Source organism: Streptomyces sparsogenes (assembly GCF_001704635.1).
GTDB classification, from domain to species: Bacteria; Actinomycetota; Actinomycetes; order Streptomycetales; family Streptomycetaceae; genus Streptomyces; species Streptomyces sparsogenes.
Map to the genome: position 1 here is coordinate 14,853 of NZ_MAXF01000177.1, position 14,890 is coordinate 29,742.

At 74.8% G+C, this 14,890-nt stretch carries 14 protein-coding genes; 6 read left to right on the forward strand and 8 right to left on the reverse strand.

Going from position 1 to position 14,890, the window contains the following annotated elements:
* Nucleotides 1-49: 49 nt before the first annotated feature.
* The 4 genes from opcA to pdxR form a co-directional block, all read right to left on the reverse strand.
* Nucleotides 50-994: a glucose-6-phosphate dehydrogenase assembly protein OpcA gene (gene opcA / locus BBH68_RS32945; RefSeq protein WP_065967432.1), complete on the reverse strand. Its 945-nt coding sequence runs from the start codon at nt 992-994 to the stop codon at nt 50-52.
* Nucleotides 995-1,103: 109 nt separating this feature from the next.
* Entirely contained in the window at nt 1,104-1,898 is a 795-nt protein-coding gene (locus tag BBH68_RS32950) for a DUF2127 domain-containing protein (protein WP_065967433.1), read from the reverse strand.
* A gap of 100 nt (nt 1,899-1,998) precedes the next feature.
* Nucleotides 1,999-3,120 carry a CapA family protein gene (locus BBH68_RS32955; RefSeq protein WP_079151360.1) on the reverse strand — a complete coding sequence of 374 codons (1,122 nt, stop codon included), beginning with the start codon at nt 3,118-3,120 and terminating at the stop codon, nt 1,999-2,001.
* A 46-nt stretch (nt 3,121-3,166) separates the two neighbouring features.
* Nucleotides 3,167-4,720: a MocR-like pyridoxine biosynthesis transcription factor PdxR gene (pdxR, locus tag BBH68_RS32960; RefSeq protein ID WP_079151361.1), complete on the reverse strand. Its 1,554-nt coding sequence runs from the start codon at nt 4,718-4,720 to the stop codon at nt 3,167-3,169.
* A gap of 28 nt (nt 4,721-4,748) precedes the next feature.
* Between pdxR and BBH68_RS32965 the strand changes: the two genes are divergently transcribed.
* Nucleotides 4,749-5,654 carry an L-histidine N(alpha)-methyltransferase gene (locus BBH68_RS32965; protein ID WP_079151362.1) on the forward strand — a complete coding sequence of 302 codons (906 nt, stop codon included), beginning with the start codon at nt 4,749-4,751 and terminating at the stop codon, nt 5,652-5,654.
* Here the strand turns inward: BBH68_RS32965 and BBH68_RS32970 are convergent.
* Nucleotides 5,618-7,735, reverse strand: a complete 2,118-nt coding sequence (locus tag BBH68_RS32970) for an AfsR/SARP family transcriptional regulator (RefSeq protein ID WP_065967434.1) — start codon at nt 7,733-7,735, stop codon at nt 5,618-5,620. The genes BBH68_RS32965 and BBH68_RS32970 overlap by 37 nt on opposite strands.
* A 474-nt stretch (nt 7,736-8,209) precedes the next feature.
* Between BBH68_RS32970 and BBH68_RS32975 the strand changes: the two genes are divergently transcribed.
* The 5 genes from BBH68_RS32975 to BBH68_RS32995 are packed head-to-tail and all read left to right on the forward strand — an operon-like array spanning nt 8,210 to nt 13,379.
* Nucleotides 8,210-8,854 (forward strand): hypothetical protein, encoded by a 645-nt coding sequence (locus BBH68_RS32975; RefSeq protein WP_342673161.1) that lies wholly within the window; start codon nt 8,210-8,212, stop codon nt 8,852-8,854.
* Nucleotides 8,841-10,550 (forward strand): GH3 family acyl-acid amido synthetase, encoded by a 1,710-nt coding sequence (locus BBH68_RS32980; protein ID WP_065967436.1) that lies wholly within the window; start codon nt 8,841-8,843, stop codon nt 10,548-10,550. The genes BBH68_RS32975 and BBH68_RS32980 overlap by 14 nt, the downstream gene beginning before the upstream one ends.
* Complete coding sequence (locus tag BBH68_RS32985; protein WP_065967437.1) at nt 10,547-11,407, forward strand: SAM-dependent methyltransferase; 861 nt, start codon at nt 10,547-10,549, stop codon at nt 11,405-11,407. The genes BBH68_RS32980 and BBH68_RS32985 overlap by 4 nt, the downstream gene beginning before the upstream one ends.
* Entirely contained in the window at nt 11,404-12,633 is a 1,230-nt protein-coding gene (locus tag BBH68_RS32990; protein WP_174589123.1) for a hypothetical protein, read from the forward strand. Before BBH68_RS32985 ends, BBH68_RS32990 begins: the two co-directional genes overlap by 4 nt.
* Nucleotides 12,630-13,379 (forward strand): DUF6182 family protein, encoded by a 750-nt coding sequence (locus tag BBH68_RS32995; RefSeq protein WP_065967438.1) that lies wholly within the window; start codon nt 12,630-12,632, stop codon nt 13,377-13,379. The genes BBH68_RS32990 and BBH68_RS32995 overlap by 4 nt, the downstream gene beginning before the upstream one ends.
* A 66-nt stretch (nt 13,380-13,445) precedes the next feature.
* Here the strand turns inward: BBH68_RS32995 and BBH68_RS33000 are convergent, their stop codons facing one another.
* The 3 genes from BBH68_RS33000 to BBH68_RS33010 form a co-directional block, all read right to left on the reverse strand.
* A complete protein-coding gene (locus tag BBH68_RS33000; protein WP_065967439.1) occupies nt 13,446-13,850 on the reverse strand; it encodes a VOC family protein in 405 nt (134 codons plus the stop codon).
* 148 nt (nt 13,851-13,998) lie between these two features.
* Nucleotides 13,999-14,487 (reverse strand): nuclear transport factor 2 family protein, encoded by a 489-nt coding sequence (locus tag BBH68_RS33005; protein WP_065967440.1) that lies wholly within the window; start codon nt 14,485-14,487, stop codon nt 13,999-14,001.
* Between the two features lie 132 nt (nt 14,488-14,619).
* On the reverse strand, nt 14,620-14,890 hold a 271-nt coding region (locus BBH68_RS33010; RefSeq protein ID WP_174589124.1), incomplete at its 5' end, for an NAD(P)H-dependent oxidoreductase.

Sequence of the window (14,890 nt, forward strand, 5' to 3'; positions counted from 1 at the left end):
TGGAGGGAAGGGCGTCGCTTCGGATCGGAGTCGTCGCTGCTGGGGCGGGTCAGCCGGGCTGTCCGTGGCCGGCCGCCGGGGCGGTGACGTGGGCGCGCAGGGCGGCGGCGTACGCCTCGTCGGGGTCGAGCCGGCGCAGTTCCTCGGCGATCAGGTCGGCGGTGCCGCGCACCTTCAGCGCCAGGGTGCGGGTGGGCTGGCCGGGGATGGAGAGCGTGGCCACCGGGCCGTCGGGGCGGTCGATGTGGATGTCCCCCGTGGCGGTGCGCAGCCGCACCCCGGTGACCACCGGGCCGGCGGTGACGACCTGCTCCACGGGCACCCTCAGCCGGTCGGCGAACCAGCGGGCCAGCAGCTCGGCGCTCGGGTTGTCCGCCTCGCTCTCCACCACCGCCGAGGTGACCTCGGCACGCGCCTGGTCCAGCGCGGCCGCCAGCATGGCCCGCCAGGGGGTGAGCCGGGTCCAGGCCAGATCGGTGTCGCCGGGGGCGTACGAGGCGGCGCGGGCCGCCAGCTGCTCCAGCGGCTGCTCGACGGCGTACGCGTCGGTGATCCGCCGCTGCGCCAGCGCGCCCAGCGGATCCCTGGCCGGGTGGTCCGGGGCGTCCACCGGCCACCACACCACCACCGGGGCGTCCGGCAGCAGCAGCGGCAGCACCACCGCCTCGGCGTGCTGGGCGAGCTCGCCGCGCAGCCGCAGCAGCACGGTCTCGCCGCTGCCCTCGGCGCCGCCGACGCGCACCTCCGCGTCCAGCCGGGAGTCCCCGCGCTCGCGCGGGGAGCGGCCGGGGCGCTTGATCACCACGAGGATCCGGGAGGGGTGTTCCCGCGAGGCGTCGGCGGCGGCCTTCAGCGCGTCGTAGTGGTTGGCCTCGTCGGTGACGATGACCAGGGTCAGCACCATGCCGACCGCCGGACTGCCGATCGCCCTGCGGGCCTGCACCAGGGCCGCGTTGACCTTGCTCGATGTGGTGTTGGTCAGGTCGGTCTTCATGGCCGGCGCCAGCTCCTGCCGTTCTCGTTCGAGCGTTTCGTCCGCGGCCCGAGCGTATCGCCACTCCCCCGCCCGGCCGGAGCGAACGATCAATGCCGCCGGCTCCGGCTCACCGGCCGCCCCCGTCGCGCCCGCCGTCGAGGGCGGGCTCCCCGGCCGCGGCCTCCACCTCGAGCAGCGAGGCGCTGTGCCGCTCGGCCTCGAACGCCGCGCGTCCGCCGCGCAGCCCGAAGAGCCGCTTGGAGAGCAGGATGTAGAGGACGGCGAGGATGTTGACCACCAAGGTGGCGATCTTCAGCCAGCTGACCTTCTCGGTCAGCTCGTAGATCTCCAGCGGCAGGAACGCGGCGGTGGCCACCACCGCCAGGTACTCGGCCCACCGCTTGAGCAGCCACAGCCCCACACCCTCGACCAGCTCGATGATCGCGTAGGCGGCCAGCGCCACGGCCACGATCTGCAGGGTGGAGTGCCGGTACTCGAAGGTCTTGCGGATGCTGTCGACCACCGGCGAGTGGTCGAGGTCGTAGTGGAAGTGGCGGGCGACCGGCCGGAAGACGGTGAGATCCGCCTCGAAGAGCTTGCGCACGGCGGCCCTGCTGTTGCTGAACCGCCACACGGCGACGGCCGCCAGCAGCACGAACAGACCTCGCACCACCCGCTCGGCGGCGATGAACCGCATCACGATCAGGTCCCGCAGGGCCTTTCCGCGCGGGACGAGCGGGGCGTCGGCCGCGGGCCCGGAGCCGTGCGGCGCGCCGAGGGCGAAGTCGCCGCAGCGCAGGCAGCGCCACGCGTCGCCCAGGGCGGTCGCGGCGTGCAGCCGCTCCCGCAGCCGGTCCTCCGCGGGCGCGTAGGTGATGTGGCCGCGCCGGGCGCAGGTGCGCCGGTTCCAGTCGATCTTCACGCTCAGCGCTCCGTTCCCGTGATGGCCGGCGCCGTGGTGGTCGGCGCCGTGGTGGCCGACATGTCGGGCATGTGCGCGATCGTAGACGCTCTCCCCGGGCTCACCGCGCCGGGGTGCGGCGGAGGCCGAGCGCGCCGTCCCGGTCGAGGTCGACGCGGGAGCCGAAGGGGGCGCTGACCCGGTCGAGCACCGTCCGCAGCCAGCGGGCGTCCCCGGAGGTGGCGTGCCGCAGCCGCATCCGCCGGGCCCGCATGGGCACCATCCGGAGGCCGGCGAGCCGCCCGGTGTCCGGGGCCAGCGCGACGAAGTACAGCAGCCGCAGATCGTCCCGGTACTCCTCGTAGCCGGTGATGCCCTCGTAGTCGTCGATGAAGTCGCCGCAGCCGTAGAGGACGAGCTTGCCGCGGTAGACCTCCAGGGGGCGGGGGTGGTGGGAGGAGTGGCCGTGCACCAGGTCCACGCCGCCGTCGATCAGCGCGTGGGCGAAGCGGATGTGGTCGCCGGAGACGCGGTATCCCCAGTTGCCGCCCCAGTGGATCGAGACGACGGCGAGGTCGCCCGGCCGCTTGAGCTGCCGGAACCGGCGGGCGACCCGGGCCGCGCGGGACTCGGACAGCTCGGGGAGGAAGTCGACGCCGGCCCGGTGTCCGGCCGCCGCCCACCCCCGCGGGATGCCGCTGGACGCGGTGCCGCAGGAGAGGACCAGCACGCGCCGGCCGCCGCGGACCGGCACGGCCGCGGGCCGCCCCGCGGCCTCCGCGTCCCGCCCCGCGCCCGCCACCCGCAGCCCCGCCCCGGCCAGCGTGTCGAGCGTTTCCGCGAGCCCCGGCCGGCCGAAGTCCAGCACGTGGTTGTTGGCCAGGACGCAGACATCGGGCCGGGCCACGGCCAGGGCCGGCAGGTTGGCCGGGCTCATCCGGTAGTGCACGCTCTTCCCCGACGCGAACTCGTCGCTCCGCGTGACGCTGGTCTCCAGGTTCACCACCCGGACGTCGGGCGCGGTCTCCTCCAGCACCCGCAGCGCGTCCCCCCAGGGCCAGGAGAAGTCGGCCGGGCGCGGCACCCGGCCGTGTGCCTCCTCGGCCAGCTCGACGTAGGCCCGGGAGTCCCGGATGTACGACTCCCGCAGCTCGGGGTCTCCCGGGTGCGGGAGGATCTGGTCCACGCCGCGGCCGAGCATCACATCGCCGCAGAGGAACAGCGTCGTCGTGTCGCCGTGCACACCTCCACGCTAGTGCGGGCCGATGCCCGGCCAGGTGGCATGCGCGTCAGGGGCCGAGGCGCCGCAGGGCCTCGCCGATGAGCGCGATGCCTTCGGCGATGTCGGTCGGCGTGCTCGCGGCGTAGCCCAGGACGAGTCCCGGCCGGCCCGGGCGCTGGGAGTGCCATGACAGGGGTTGTGTCTTCACGCCCTGCGCGAGCGCGGCGCGGGCGAGGCCGGCGTCGGCGAAATCGCCGTCGAAGGTGACCGTCAGGTGCAGGCCGGCCGCGGCGCCGTGGGCCACCGCGCCCGGCAGGTGGGCCCGGATGGCGCGGATCATCGCGTCCCGGCGGCGGCGGTGGCGGCGGCGCACCTGGCGCAGATGGCGTTCCAGCTCCCCCGACTCCATCAGGTGGGCCAGCACCAGCTGGGGCAGCGCCGCGTTGCCGAGGTCGGTGAACCGCTTGGCGGCCACCAGCGCGTCCCGGTACGCCGGTGGCGCGAGCATCCAGCCGACCCTGAGGGCGGGGGCGAGGAGCTTGGACACGCTCCCGGCGTAACAGACGTGTTCGGGCAGCATCGAGCGCAGGGCGGGGACGGGTGGCCGGTCGTAGCGGTGCTCGGCGTCGTAGTCGTCCTCGATGATCAGCCCGCCCGCCCGGGCCCACCGCATCAGCTCCCGTCGCCGCTCACCGCCGAGCACCACCCCGGTCGGGAACTGGTGGGCCGGGGTGAGCAGGACGGCCGGGGCGCCCGTGGCGCGCAGCTCGTCGACGCGCACGCCGTCGGTGTCGACCGGGACCGGCGGGGTGTCCAGCCCGCAGTGGCGCAGGTGCTGGCGGGCGCCCAGCGATCCGGGGTCCTCCACGGCCACCCGGTGGATCCCGTCGGCCCGCAGCACCCGGCCGGTGAGGGTGAGGGCCTGGGCGGTGCCGGCGACGACGAGGATGTCGGCCGGGTCCGCCCTGATCCCGCGGTTGCGGGCCAGCCAGTCGGCGACGGCCCGCCGCAGCGCGGGGGTTCCGCGCGGGTCCCCGTATCCGAGGCCGGACACCGAGAGGGCGCCGAGCACGGAGCGTTCGGCGCGCAGCCAGGCGGCGCGCGGGAACGAGGCCAGGTCGGGCAGGCCGGGCGACAGGTCGATCCTGGCGGGTGCCGCGCGCAGCGTGTCGAAGACGTCCGCGCCGGGCGGGCCGGCGAACGGCGCGCCGGCCGGTGGGCGGCCCCCGGGCGGGGACGGCCGCCACGCGGGCGGCGCCGGCGGCGTGGGCGCGGACACCGGAGCGGCGACCACGACGGTGCCGCCCCGCCCGCGCCCGGCGACATGCCCGTCCTCGGTCAGCCGCCGGTAGGCCTCGGTCACCACACCACGGGACACCCGCAGCTCCCCGGCCAGCACGCGGGTGGCCGGCAGCCTGCCGCCGACCGGCAGCCGGCCGTCCGCGATCGCGGCCCGAAGCTTCCGGGCGAGCCAGTCGGCGAGGCCGCCCGGCGGGGCCTGGGCGATGTCCAGCTGGAGGAAGTCGGAGCCGGAGGCGGCAGGGCCGGGGGTGGCGGGGGTGGAGGTGGCGGGGGCGGAGGTTATGGACCGGTCGGAGAGGCTCTCATTGGACCTGTTCACCGGGCCATTATCGCGACACGGTGATCACATGCACACGAACACGAACCTGAACACGAACACAGGAACGGGCATGGGCATGGGCACGGGCATGGGCACGGGCAGCGACACGGCCGTGGACCCGGCCACGGCGCCCGGTTACGTCCATGGCTACTCGCGGCACGAGGCCCGCCGCCTGGGCGACCAGGCGGACACGCTGGCGGCGCTGCTGCACACCGGCACCGCGTACCCGGCGGGCAGCAGGGTGCTGGAGATGGGATGCGGGGTCGGCGCGCAGACCGTGCATCTGCTCGCGTCCAGCCCCGGGGCGCACATCGTCGCGGCGGACATCTCCGCCGACTCCCTGGACCGGGCCCGGGCCCGGGTGGCGGCCCAGGCGCCCGGGGCCCGGGTGGAGTGGCGCCGGGCCGACGTGTTCGACCTGCCGTTCGCGGAGGGGTCGTTCGACCACGTCTTCGTCTGCTTCCTCCTGGAGCATCTGGGCGACCCGGGCCTGGCGCTGGCCGGGCTGCGGCGGGTGCTGCGGCCCGGGGGCACGATCACCGTGATCGAGGGGGACCACGGGTCGGCGTTCTTCCACCCCGCCAGCGCGTACGCCGACGCGGCGATCGCCGGCCAGGTGCGGCTGCAGTCGGCGGCGGGCGGCAACGCGCTGATCGGCCGTCGGCTGCAGCCGCTGCTGGCCGGGGCGGGGTACGGCGACATCGTCGTCGGCCCGCGGACCGTCTACGCCGACCGCACCCGCCCGGCGCTCGTGGAGGGCTTCACCCGGGACACCTTCATCGCCATGATCGAGTCCGTCCGCGCCGAGGCGCTGGCCGCCGGGCTGGCCACCCCGGCCGACTGGGACCGGGGCCTGGCCGATCTGCGCCGGACGGCGGAGGACGGCGGGACGTTTCACTACACGTTCTTCAAAGCGGTGGCGGTGAAGGGCTGATCCTCGACGTCGGCGCGGTGGCGTGCGTAGAGCCGGAGCAGCTCGTGGTAGCGGTAGCGGCCGGGGGCGGGCGACTCCAGGAGGCCGCTGTCGACGAGGGATTCGAGGAGGGCTCCGACGGACGGGTCGCGCCGGTCGCGGCCGAGCAGCGCGGCGGCCGTGGTCGCGGACAGCTCGGGGCCGTCCGCGAGGGCCAGCAGCCGGAAGGCGCGCGCCTGCTCCGGTGCCAGCCGCCCGTAGGCGGACGCGAAGCAGGACGCGACGGCGAGGTCGCCGATCCGCAGCTCGTCCAGCCTGCCGCGCTCGTCGGCCAGCAGGGCGGCCAGGGCGGCGACGGTCCAGGCGGGGCGGGCGGCCAGGCGGGCGGCGGCGATACGGACGGCCAGCGGGAGGAACCCGCAGGCGGCCACGGCCTTGCGGCAGGCCTCCGGTTCCGCGGCGGCGCGCTCCTCGCCGATGACGCGGGCGAACAGGACGAGGGCCTCCCCCGGGCTCATCACGTCGAGGTCCACCGCGTGGGCACCGCAGAGGTCGGCGAGCCGGGCGCGGCTGGTGACCAGGACGGCGCAGCCGGGGGCGCCGGGCAGCAGGGGCCGGACCTGGGCTCCGGCGCGGGCGTTGTCGAGCAGGACCAGCACCCGGCGGCCGGCCAGGGTGGAGCGGTAGAGCGCGGCCCGCTCCGGTGTGCCGTCGGGGACGGCGGGGGCCGGGATGCCCAGGGCGCGCAGGAACGCGCCGAGGACGGCCGCCGGATCCGCGGGGGCGGGGTCCTGGCCGAGCAGGTCGGCGTACAGCTGTCCGTCGGGGAAGTGGCCGCGGACCGCGTGGGCGACCCGCAACGCCAGCGCGGTCTTGCCCACGCCGCCGGGCCCGCGCAGGGCGAGGACGGGCGGCACCGGGTCGGGGGCGCCGGCCAGTCGCCCGGTCAGACGCCGCACGAGGGTGTCGCGGCCGGTGAAGTCGGCTGGCTCGGCGGGGAGTTGGGCCGCGCGCGGCGCGTGGTAGGGCCCCGCGGCCTCGGCGGGCGGCCGCCGCGGTGACGGGGCGGGGGCGAGGGCCGGGGAGGCGCACAGGACGTTCCGGTAGAGCTCGGTCAGTTCGGGTCCGGGGTCCACGCCCAGCTCTTCGGCGAGTAGGTGGCGGATGTCGGCGTACACCCGCAGCGCCTCGGCCTGTCGGCCGCCGCGGTACAGCGCGAGCATCTGCAGGGCGCGCAGCCGCTCCCACAGCGGGTGTTCGACGGACAGCGCGGTGAGCTCGGCGAGGGCCTCGGTGTGGTGTCCCAGGTCCAGGTCGAGTTCCAGCCGGGCCTGGAGGAGCGTGAGCCGCCACTCGGCGAGGCGGGCGCGCTGTGCCTGCGCGTAGGGTCCGGGGACACCGCCGAGGGGTTCGCCGCGCCACAGGGCCAGCGCCTGGTGGAGCAGGCTCCGGGCGCGCGGCGAATCGCCCGCGGCCCTGGCGCTCCTGGCCTGCGCCTCGTAGCTCTCGCACACCATCAGGTCCAGCGCGTCGGCCGGCGTGTGGAGCGCGTAGCCGCCGGAGTCGGAGACGAGCACGCCCGGTCCCAGTGTCCTGCGCAGCTGGAAGGCGTACGTGCGCAGGGTCGGCAGCGCGCTCCGCGGCGGTTTGCCGCCCCACACCGCGTCCACCAGCTCCTGGGCGGTGGCCGTGCGGCCGCGGCGCAGCAGGAGGGCGCACAGCAGGGCGCGCTCCTGCGGCCGCCCCGCGGCCAGTTCCTCCTCGCCGCGCCGTACCCGCACCGGGCCCAGGACCGTGAACCGCAAGGCGGCCCGCGGCGCTTCGGCCGTGGCCGCCCGGGCGGCCACGGTGTCCCTCCGGCGGTGTGCGGGCACGTCGAAGCCGAGGTGGTGGAGTGGCGTGTCGAACATCTCCTCCAGGACCCGCTGGGCGGCGGGCCGGGGGCAGGGCGGTCCGGGCTGCCGCCACCGGTGGAACTGCCGGGCGGTCAGCTCCTGGGACTCTCCGAGCCGCGCGGCCACCGCCGCGTAGACGGCGAGGAAGACCGCCGGCCGTGTCCACCGCCGCTCCTCGCACGCACGCGAAAACGCCGTCCCCCGCATTCCCCCGCCTCCGAGCCCTGTCCCCCGACGCTCGTGGATCACTGTAGTCGGCGGGGTCGGCGCGCCGCGATGTTTCCGCGGCGGGAGAGCCGGGAGGCGCGGCGGGAGAGCCGGGAGGCCGGGCGGGGAATCCGGGAGGCCGACGGGGAAAGTCCGGGGGAAAGTCCGTTCTTCCGGTCCTCGGTGCGGCCGTGCCGCGTGCCGGACCAGGATATGGACACCGACCCGCGCGCGGCGGGCCCGTGCGCGCGGCGAGTCGTACGACGTCAGTGCCGATCCGCCAGCCGCCGCTCCGTTTCGCGCCGTCCCGCCGCCCCGGTCCGCGCGGACTCCCAACTCCTCCTGACCGGATGCCTATCGCGGCGATGTTGACTTCATCCACCCAGCCGGGACGGCACCCCGGCAGCCGACCGGCGGGCCGCCACGCGGCCGGCCGCGGTGGTGAGCGCCTGAACTACGTGAGGAGTGCCGATCGTGCGGACGACCCATGCCGGCTTTTCCGTTCTTCTGGGGCCGGACTACGCCGGAAAGTCTTCGGTGATGTCGGAGTTCGCCAGGGCGTCCCCGTCCTGGCGGCTGATTTCCACGGACGAGGGTTTCCTCGAGCCCGCTCACGCGCTGATCGGCAGGTTGCGCAGGGACCTGGCCGTGGATGTGCTCCCGTCCCTGGGGCGGGACTACTCCCCGGAATTCACCGCCAGTCTGCTGCAGACGGCGGTGGTGCATCTGCGCGACCGGATCGAGGAGGGCGACAAGGCCGCACCCACGCTGGTTGATTCCTATTACTACAAGATCCTGGCCAAGTGCAGGCTCGCCGGGCTGCGCGACAACCCGATGTTCACGTGGTGGCGCTCCTTCCCGCAGCCGCGGCGCGTGGTGTTCCTGGATGTCTCGCCCGCCGCGGCCTGGCGGCGGTCGGGCAACGGCGCGGCCACCAACCGGCTCGAGTACTACGGCGAGCGCCCCGACCGGGCGGGTTTCGCCGCGTTCCAGACCCGGTTGCGGCGCCTGATGCTGGACGAGGTCAGCCATCTGCCGGTCACCGTGATCCGGGCGCGGGGCGATGTCGTCGAGACCGCGCAGGCCATACGAGAGGTGTTGTCGGATGAAGACCGCTGAGACCACGACCGCCGGGCCCCCGGCCGGCGAGGAACGTCTCGACCGCTACCGGGCGCGGGTGTTCCTGGAGCGGGACCGGCTGCGGGAGGCGTTCGCGGACCCGGCCGCCCGGCAGCGGGAAGTCCTCGCCGACCTGCTGGCCTTCAACGCGGGGACCGCCTACGGGAAGGCCCATGACCTCGGCCGCCTGCGCACCCTGGACGACCTCCGCGCGGCGGTTCCGGTCCAGGACTACGCGGCGCTGTCGCCGTGGATCGAGCGGATGGCCGAGGGCGAGCCGAACGTGCTGACCGCCGACCAGCCCGCGGTGTTCTTCACCAGCAGCGGCAGCACGGGAGCGCACAAGAAGATCCCGGTCACCCCCCGCTTCATGCGCACCACCTTCTTCCCCTTCTACTACGCCGCGTGGGCCCCGATGGCCGAGCACTTCCCGGACGTCCTCACCCGTCCGGACGCCGTGCTCAACCTCAAGCACGATCCGGTGGCCGCCCATCCGACCACGGCCTCCGGGCGTCCCCATGTGGGCGCCAGCCAGGTCGACTTCGGGAAGATGTTCGGCGAGCACCTGTCGGCCGAGCCGGGCACCGCCGCGCCCTGGGCCACCCTGCCGGTGCCGGTGGCGGCCGGAGACTACCTGGAGAAGATGTACCTGCGGCTGCGCATGGCCGTGGAGAGCGATGTCCGCTGCGTCATCGGGATCAACCCGGCGATGGTGGCCGCGCTGCCGTACCAGCTGCGGCAGTGGTGGCCGCGCATCGTCAAGGACGTCCGCGACGGCACGCTCGGGGGCCATCCGTACCGCGCGCCCAACCGGGAGCGCGCCGCCGAACTGGAGCGGCTCGCCGCGTACTTCGGCACCGTACGGCCCGCCCACGTCTGGCCGAACATGAGGCTGCTGTTCTGCTGGACCACCGGCCTCGCCTCGCTCTACCTCCCCCGGCTCCGCGAGGAGTTCGGCCCGGGGGTGACGGCCCTGCCGGCGCCCGTGGCGGCCTCCGAGGGCCCGGTGGGCGTGGCCCTGGACCGCCATCCGACGGCGGGCAGCCTGGTCGTCACGGCCTCGGTGTACGAGTTCGTGGACGCCGACCAGGAGCTGGGCCCCGACGTGGCGACGCTCGGGCCCGACGAGCTGGAAGCGGGCCGGGAGTACCACGTGATCTACAGCCATGTCGGCGGGCTCTACCGGTACGCGGGCGGGGACGTGGTCCGCGTGGTCGACACGGTGGACGGGGTGCCGCGGCTGTCGTACGCCGGCCGCAGGAACGTGTCCGACGCGGCCGGGGAGCGGCTGCGCGACGCCCAGGTCGTCCGGGCGCTGCGGTCGGCGCTGGGCGTCGCCGGCCTCGCCGCGCGCAACGCGGCCTGCCATGTGGAGACCCCGGAGGGCGGGGCGCCCCGGTATGTGTTCGCGCTCGCCGGCGAGTCGGTGTGGAGCGCGGACGAGACACGGCGGATCACCGCCGCGCTGGACACCGGGCTCGCCCGGGAGTCGGCGGGCTACCGGGCGGCCCGGGACGCGGGACGGCTGGGCCCGGTGGCGCTGCTCCTGCTCGACCCCGACGCGTTTCTGAGGGAGTGGCAGGACACCGTCGCCCGCGGAGTGCGCCCGCCCCAGGTCAAGGACCGGCTTTTCCGACAGGACCCCGAGAACTGGCGGCAGCTGACCGCCGCCGCCCGGCAAGGAGACCGATCATGACGCAACTGGACGCCATCGAGCGGACCTGTCTGCTGACCGCCGCGCTCAGGGCCGGGGAGAGCCGCAGGGAGGACCGGCTCTACGACGATCCGTACGCCGGGCTGCTCGTCGGCGAGGCGGGCCCCGGGCTGCTGGCCGAGATCAGATCGGCGACCTTCCCGGAGGGCGGCGCCCCGCGCACGGTGCCCAGCACCTTCGACTTCAACCCCATCCGCACCCGGTTCTTCGACGACTGGCTGCAACGCGCCGCCGCCGACGGGTCGGTGTCGCAGATCGTGCTGGCCCCGGCGGGGATGGACGCGCGGGCCTACCGGCTCGCCTGGCCGGACCACGTCCGCTTCTTCGAGATCGACCGGCCGGCGGTCCTGGAGGTCAAGGACAAGCTGCTGGCCGCCGAGCGGCCGGCCACCGACCGCCGCCCGGTCCCCGCCGACCTGCTCGCCCCGGGCCTGGAGGACGCCCTGCGGGAGGCGGGCTACGATCCCGGGCTGCCGTCGGTGTGGCTCTTCGAAGGGCTGCTGTACTACTTCTCCGAGGCCGAGGTGCACGGGCTGCTGGAGCGGGTGGCCGCGCTGACGGCGCCCGGCAGCCGCATCGCCGCGGATCTGGTCAACGAGGTGGCGCTGACCGCCCCCGGGGTGCGGGGGCTGCTGGAGGTGTTCGCCCGCTGGGGCTGTCCGTGGGTGTTCGGCACGGACGAGCCCGAGGCGCTGTTCGAGCGGCACGGCTTCACCGTGGAGGCGGTGCAGCCCGGGGAGCCGTCGGCCCACTACGGCAGGTGGCGGGACCCGGTGCCGCCGAGGTCGGCCGAGGGCGCCGAGAGGGTGTTCCTGGTCCACGGGGGCCGGTCGGCATGACCGGCACGGCGGAACCGATACCGCTGCTCGGCGGCGGCCCCGCGCCCTCGCACGCCCCGGCCGCGCTCCCCGGGGTCCCCGGCGCACCGGCCGCGCCCCGGCCGGGCCGGCCCCGGGTCCTGCTCGCCCCGGTCACCGTCACCCCCTGCAAGCCGCTGACCCCCAGCCACCTCAAGGGCCTGCTGTGGGTCGATGTGATGTACCGCGCCACCGCGCGACTCGCCGAGGTGACCTACCGCTACAGCCCCACCACCTACCACCCCACCGATCAGACTCTCGGCTTCTGGGAGTATCTGGACCACACGCTCGGTGACACCGACTACTCCCGGCTCACCGAGGAGGAGATCGGCGAGCTGTACGTCGGCTACCGCGCCGCCGGCCGCCCGACCCCGGTGTCCGCGCTGGGGCCCTACCTGGACGCGATCGAGCACCACGGCTGGGTGCACCCGGCCGGCGCCCGGGTCCTGGAGCTGTGGTCGGCGCAGTACGCGCGGCTGGGGATGCACGACCCCGGCCTGGTCGAACACCAGCCGCCCGGCATGGCCCTCGACGAGGTGCTGGACCGCCTCGGGCCGCTGGGGCTGTGTCTGGACATGCGCGAGTACGGGGGGCCGGTCTACCTCGACGCCACCCGGTACGGGCTGCCGCTGCGGCAGATCGCCACGGCGCGCGGCCGGCCCAACTACCTGGCCTGCGCGCTGCGCGAGCTGATCCCCCTCGTCCCCGGCTACGACGAGGTGGTGCTGCTCCACGACCCGGAGCTGGGCCCCGACTACCAGCTGTTGCAGCGCGTGCTGTCGGCGCTCGGCCCGGTGGTGCGGCGGGTGCCGGTGGGGCGGGTGCCGATCGACGGGCGGATCCGCTCCGCGCGCCACGGCGACTGGCGCGGCCACTCGGCGGGCGCGCTGCTGGAGGCCCTGGGGGCCGACCACGAGGACGCGGCGCTGCGGCTCGGGACGCGGCTGTACTTCATCGCCACGCTCGGGCCCGGCGACCAGCAGTCGTTCCGCCCGGACCTGCTGCGCCAGTGCGTGATCCGCGCCGAGCGGATGCTGAGCGGACACGGCGGCCCGGCGGATCCGCCCGGTGGGGACCTGACCGGTTTCCTGGCGCGGCAGCGCGCCCCCCACGCCCATGCCGTCGACCCGTACCGACTGACCTCCGGGCTGCTGGCCAGGCGCCGCCCGGTCCCGCTCCACGAGCTGCTGCCGGCGGTGTTCCTGTGAAGCTCTCCCAGGACCTGCTGCGGGCCGAGGCGGCGCGGCGCGTCCAGGTCGCCCGGCCCGATCTGGCCGCCGGACTCGACCTGTCCACCGCCGCCGCCCTGGCGGAGGCGCACGCCCGGATCCAGGAGTCCGCCGACACGGACGGGCTGCTCGCCGTGTCCGTGGTGCGCCGCTTCGAGCTCGCCGCGTGGACCCGCGCCACCTGCGAGTTCGCCATCGGAACGGCGCCGGAGCGGCTGGCGGCGTGGCGGCGCTCTTTCTCCCGGACGATCTTCCTGGCCGGGAACCCGGACAACCTCGGCGACCGGTTCCGGTTCGACCACATCGCCGAGGACGGCTCCGCCGCGTGGGCGGGGCCGGCCCCGGCGGCCGCCTCGGCGGGGCTGCGCAGACTGCTCAAGCTGTTCGACGGCTCCCGAGGTCTGCCACCCCGCCCCGACACTCCCGTCCGGATCCCGGAGGCCATCGGTCCGCGCCACCGGCCACCCGTGCGGCGCAAGCTGTATGTGGCCACGGCCGGAAGCACCGTCGCGGACACCCTGGTCCACCTCAACCACCTGCTCGTCGAGGCGGTCCTGGACGGTCTGCTCGCCCCGGGGGACACCCTGACGGTCCGCCAGCTGCCGCGCCTGATCGGGCTGCCCGGGCCGTACGCGGCGCTGCGGGTCGGCGCGGAGCCGGAACACCCGGGCCGGCTGCGGGCGTACGCCTGTCTGACCGGGGAGACCGTGGGAGCGGGGGCTTAGCGGCGGCTCGGCGGGGAGGGGCCGAGGCGCCACCGGCCGAGGCGCGCGCCTCGGCCGGTCGCCGCCTCAGGACTCCGGTGTCCCCTGCTCATGGCTGCCGTAGGGGCGGGTGATGATCTCCATCCCGTGGCCGGCCGGATCCATGAAGTACAGGCCGCGTCCGCCGTGGTGATGGTTGATCTCGCCCGGCTGCTTTCCGTGCGGATCGGCGTAGTACGTGATCCCCGCCTGCTTGATGCGCCCGAAGGCCGCGTCGAACTCCTCGTCGGAGACGAGGAAGGCGTAGTGCTGCATGACGATGGACTCGGCCGGGATCGTGGCGAAGTCCAGGGTGACTCCATTGCTGGTGGCCACGGGGATGAACGGGCCCCATTCGGCGCCGACCTCGAGATCCAGGATGTTCGCCAGGAACTCGGCGGATTCCCGGTTGTCCCGGGAGTGCACGATGGTGTGGTTCAACTCGACTGACATGGCGGAATGCCTCCATAAGGCATGTCCCGGGCACCTCCATGCCTCACCCAGCCGGTGACCGACACGCGATGCCGTGCTCATGAACCTAGTCGACGGCCACCCGCCACGTCGAGCGGGGGCCAGGCGGACACCGCGCGGGCCCGGCCCCTCACAGGCCGAGGTCGCTGAGCCCCGGGTGGTCGTCCGGGCGGCGGCCCGGCGGCCAGCGGAACCTGCGCTCGGACTCCTTGATCGGGAGGTCGTTGATGCAGGCGTAGCGGCGCTTCATCAGCCCGTTCTCGTCGAACTCCCAGTTCTCGTTGCCGTACGACCGGTACCAGTTGCCCGAGTCGTCGTGGCACTCGTAGGCGAAGCGCACGGCGATCCGGTCGCCGTCGAACGACCACAGCTCCTTGATCAGCCGATAGTCCAGTTCTCTGCGCCACTTCCGGGTCAGAAAGGCGACGATCTCCTTGCGGCCGTCGACGAACTCCGCGCGATTCCTCCAGCGGGAGTCCACCGTGTAGGCGAGGGCGAGCTTTTCGGGGTCGCGGGAGTTCCAGCCGTCCTCGGCCGCGCGGACCTTCCGGGTGGCGGTCTCCCGGGTGAAGGGCGGGAACGGGGGACGCGGCTCCTGGGCCGTCGGGTCCTGGGACATATCAGCTCCTCACCGGCGAGAACCATCGTTCTCCCTGTCGCGAACTCTACGAGAACGATGGTTCTCGCGCAACCGCCGACGTGGCCGGCCGCGGACCCGGCACCGGCCTGCCGGGGGACGCGCCGGGCGGCGTCAGCCGGTGGCGGCGAGCACAGGGGTGCCGCCGAGGGCGAGCGAGAACCGGTCCACGGCCTGGCCGAGGGCCTCGGCGGAGCCGGGGGCGATGGTCAGCGCGCCGTCCGGGCCGACCTCGAGGTCCTTGTCAAGGGTGAACCAGCCCTGGAGGATGTGTCCGGCGCCCATGGAGCCCAGCACCGGCCGCAGCGCGTAGTCGATGGCCAGGACGTGGGCGAGGGTGCCGCCGGTGGCCAGCGGCAGTACGGTCTTGCCTTCGAGGGCGTAC

Bases quoted from the DNA above. Each gene is read 5' to 3' on its own strand.
- opcA (WP_065967432.1), bottom strand. From the start codon at position 994: ATGAAGACCGACCTGACCAACACCACATCGAGCAAGGTCAACGCGGCC.
- BBH68_RS32965 (WP_079151362.1), top strand. From the start codon at position 4,749: ATGCACACGAACACGAACCTGAACACGAACACAGGAACGGGCATGGGC.
- BBH68_RS32970 (WP_065967434.1), bottom strand. From the start codon at position 7,735: ATGCGGGGGACGGCGTTTTCGCGTGCGTGCGAGGAGCGGCGGTGGACA.
- BBH68_RS32980 (WP_065967436.1), top strand. From the start codon at position 8,841: ATGAAGACCGCTGAGACCACGACCGCCGGGCCCCCGGCCGGCGAGGAA.
- BBH68_RS32985 (WP_065967437.1), top strand. From the start codon at position 10,547: ATGACGCAACTGGACGCCATCGAGCGGACCTGTCTGCTGACCGCCGCG.
- BBH68_RS32990 (WP_174589123.1), top strand. From the start codon at position 11,404: ATGACCGGCACGGCGGAACCGATACCGCTGCTCGGCGGCGGCCCCGCG.
- BBH68_RS33000 (WP_065967439.1), bottom strand. From the start codon at position 13,850: ATGTCAGTCGAGTTGAACCACACCATCGTGCACTCCCGGGACAACCGG.
- BBH68_RS33005 (WP_065967440.1), bottom strand. From the start codon at position 14,487: ATGTCCCAGGACCCGACGGCCCAGGAGCCGCGTCCCCCGTTCCCGCCC.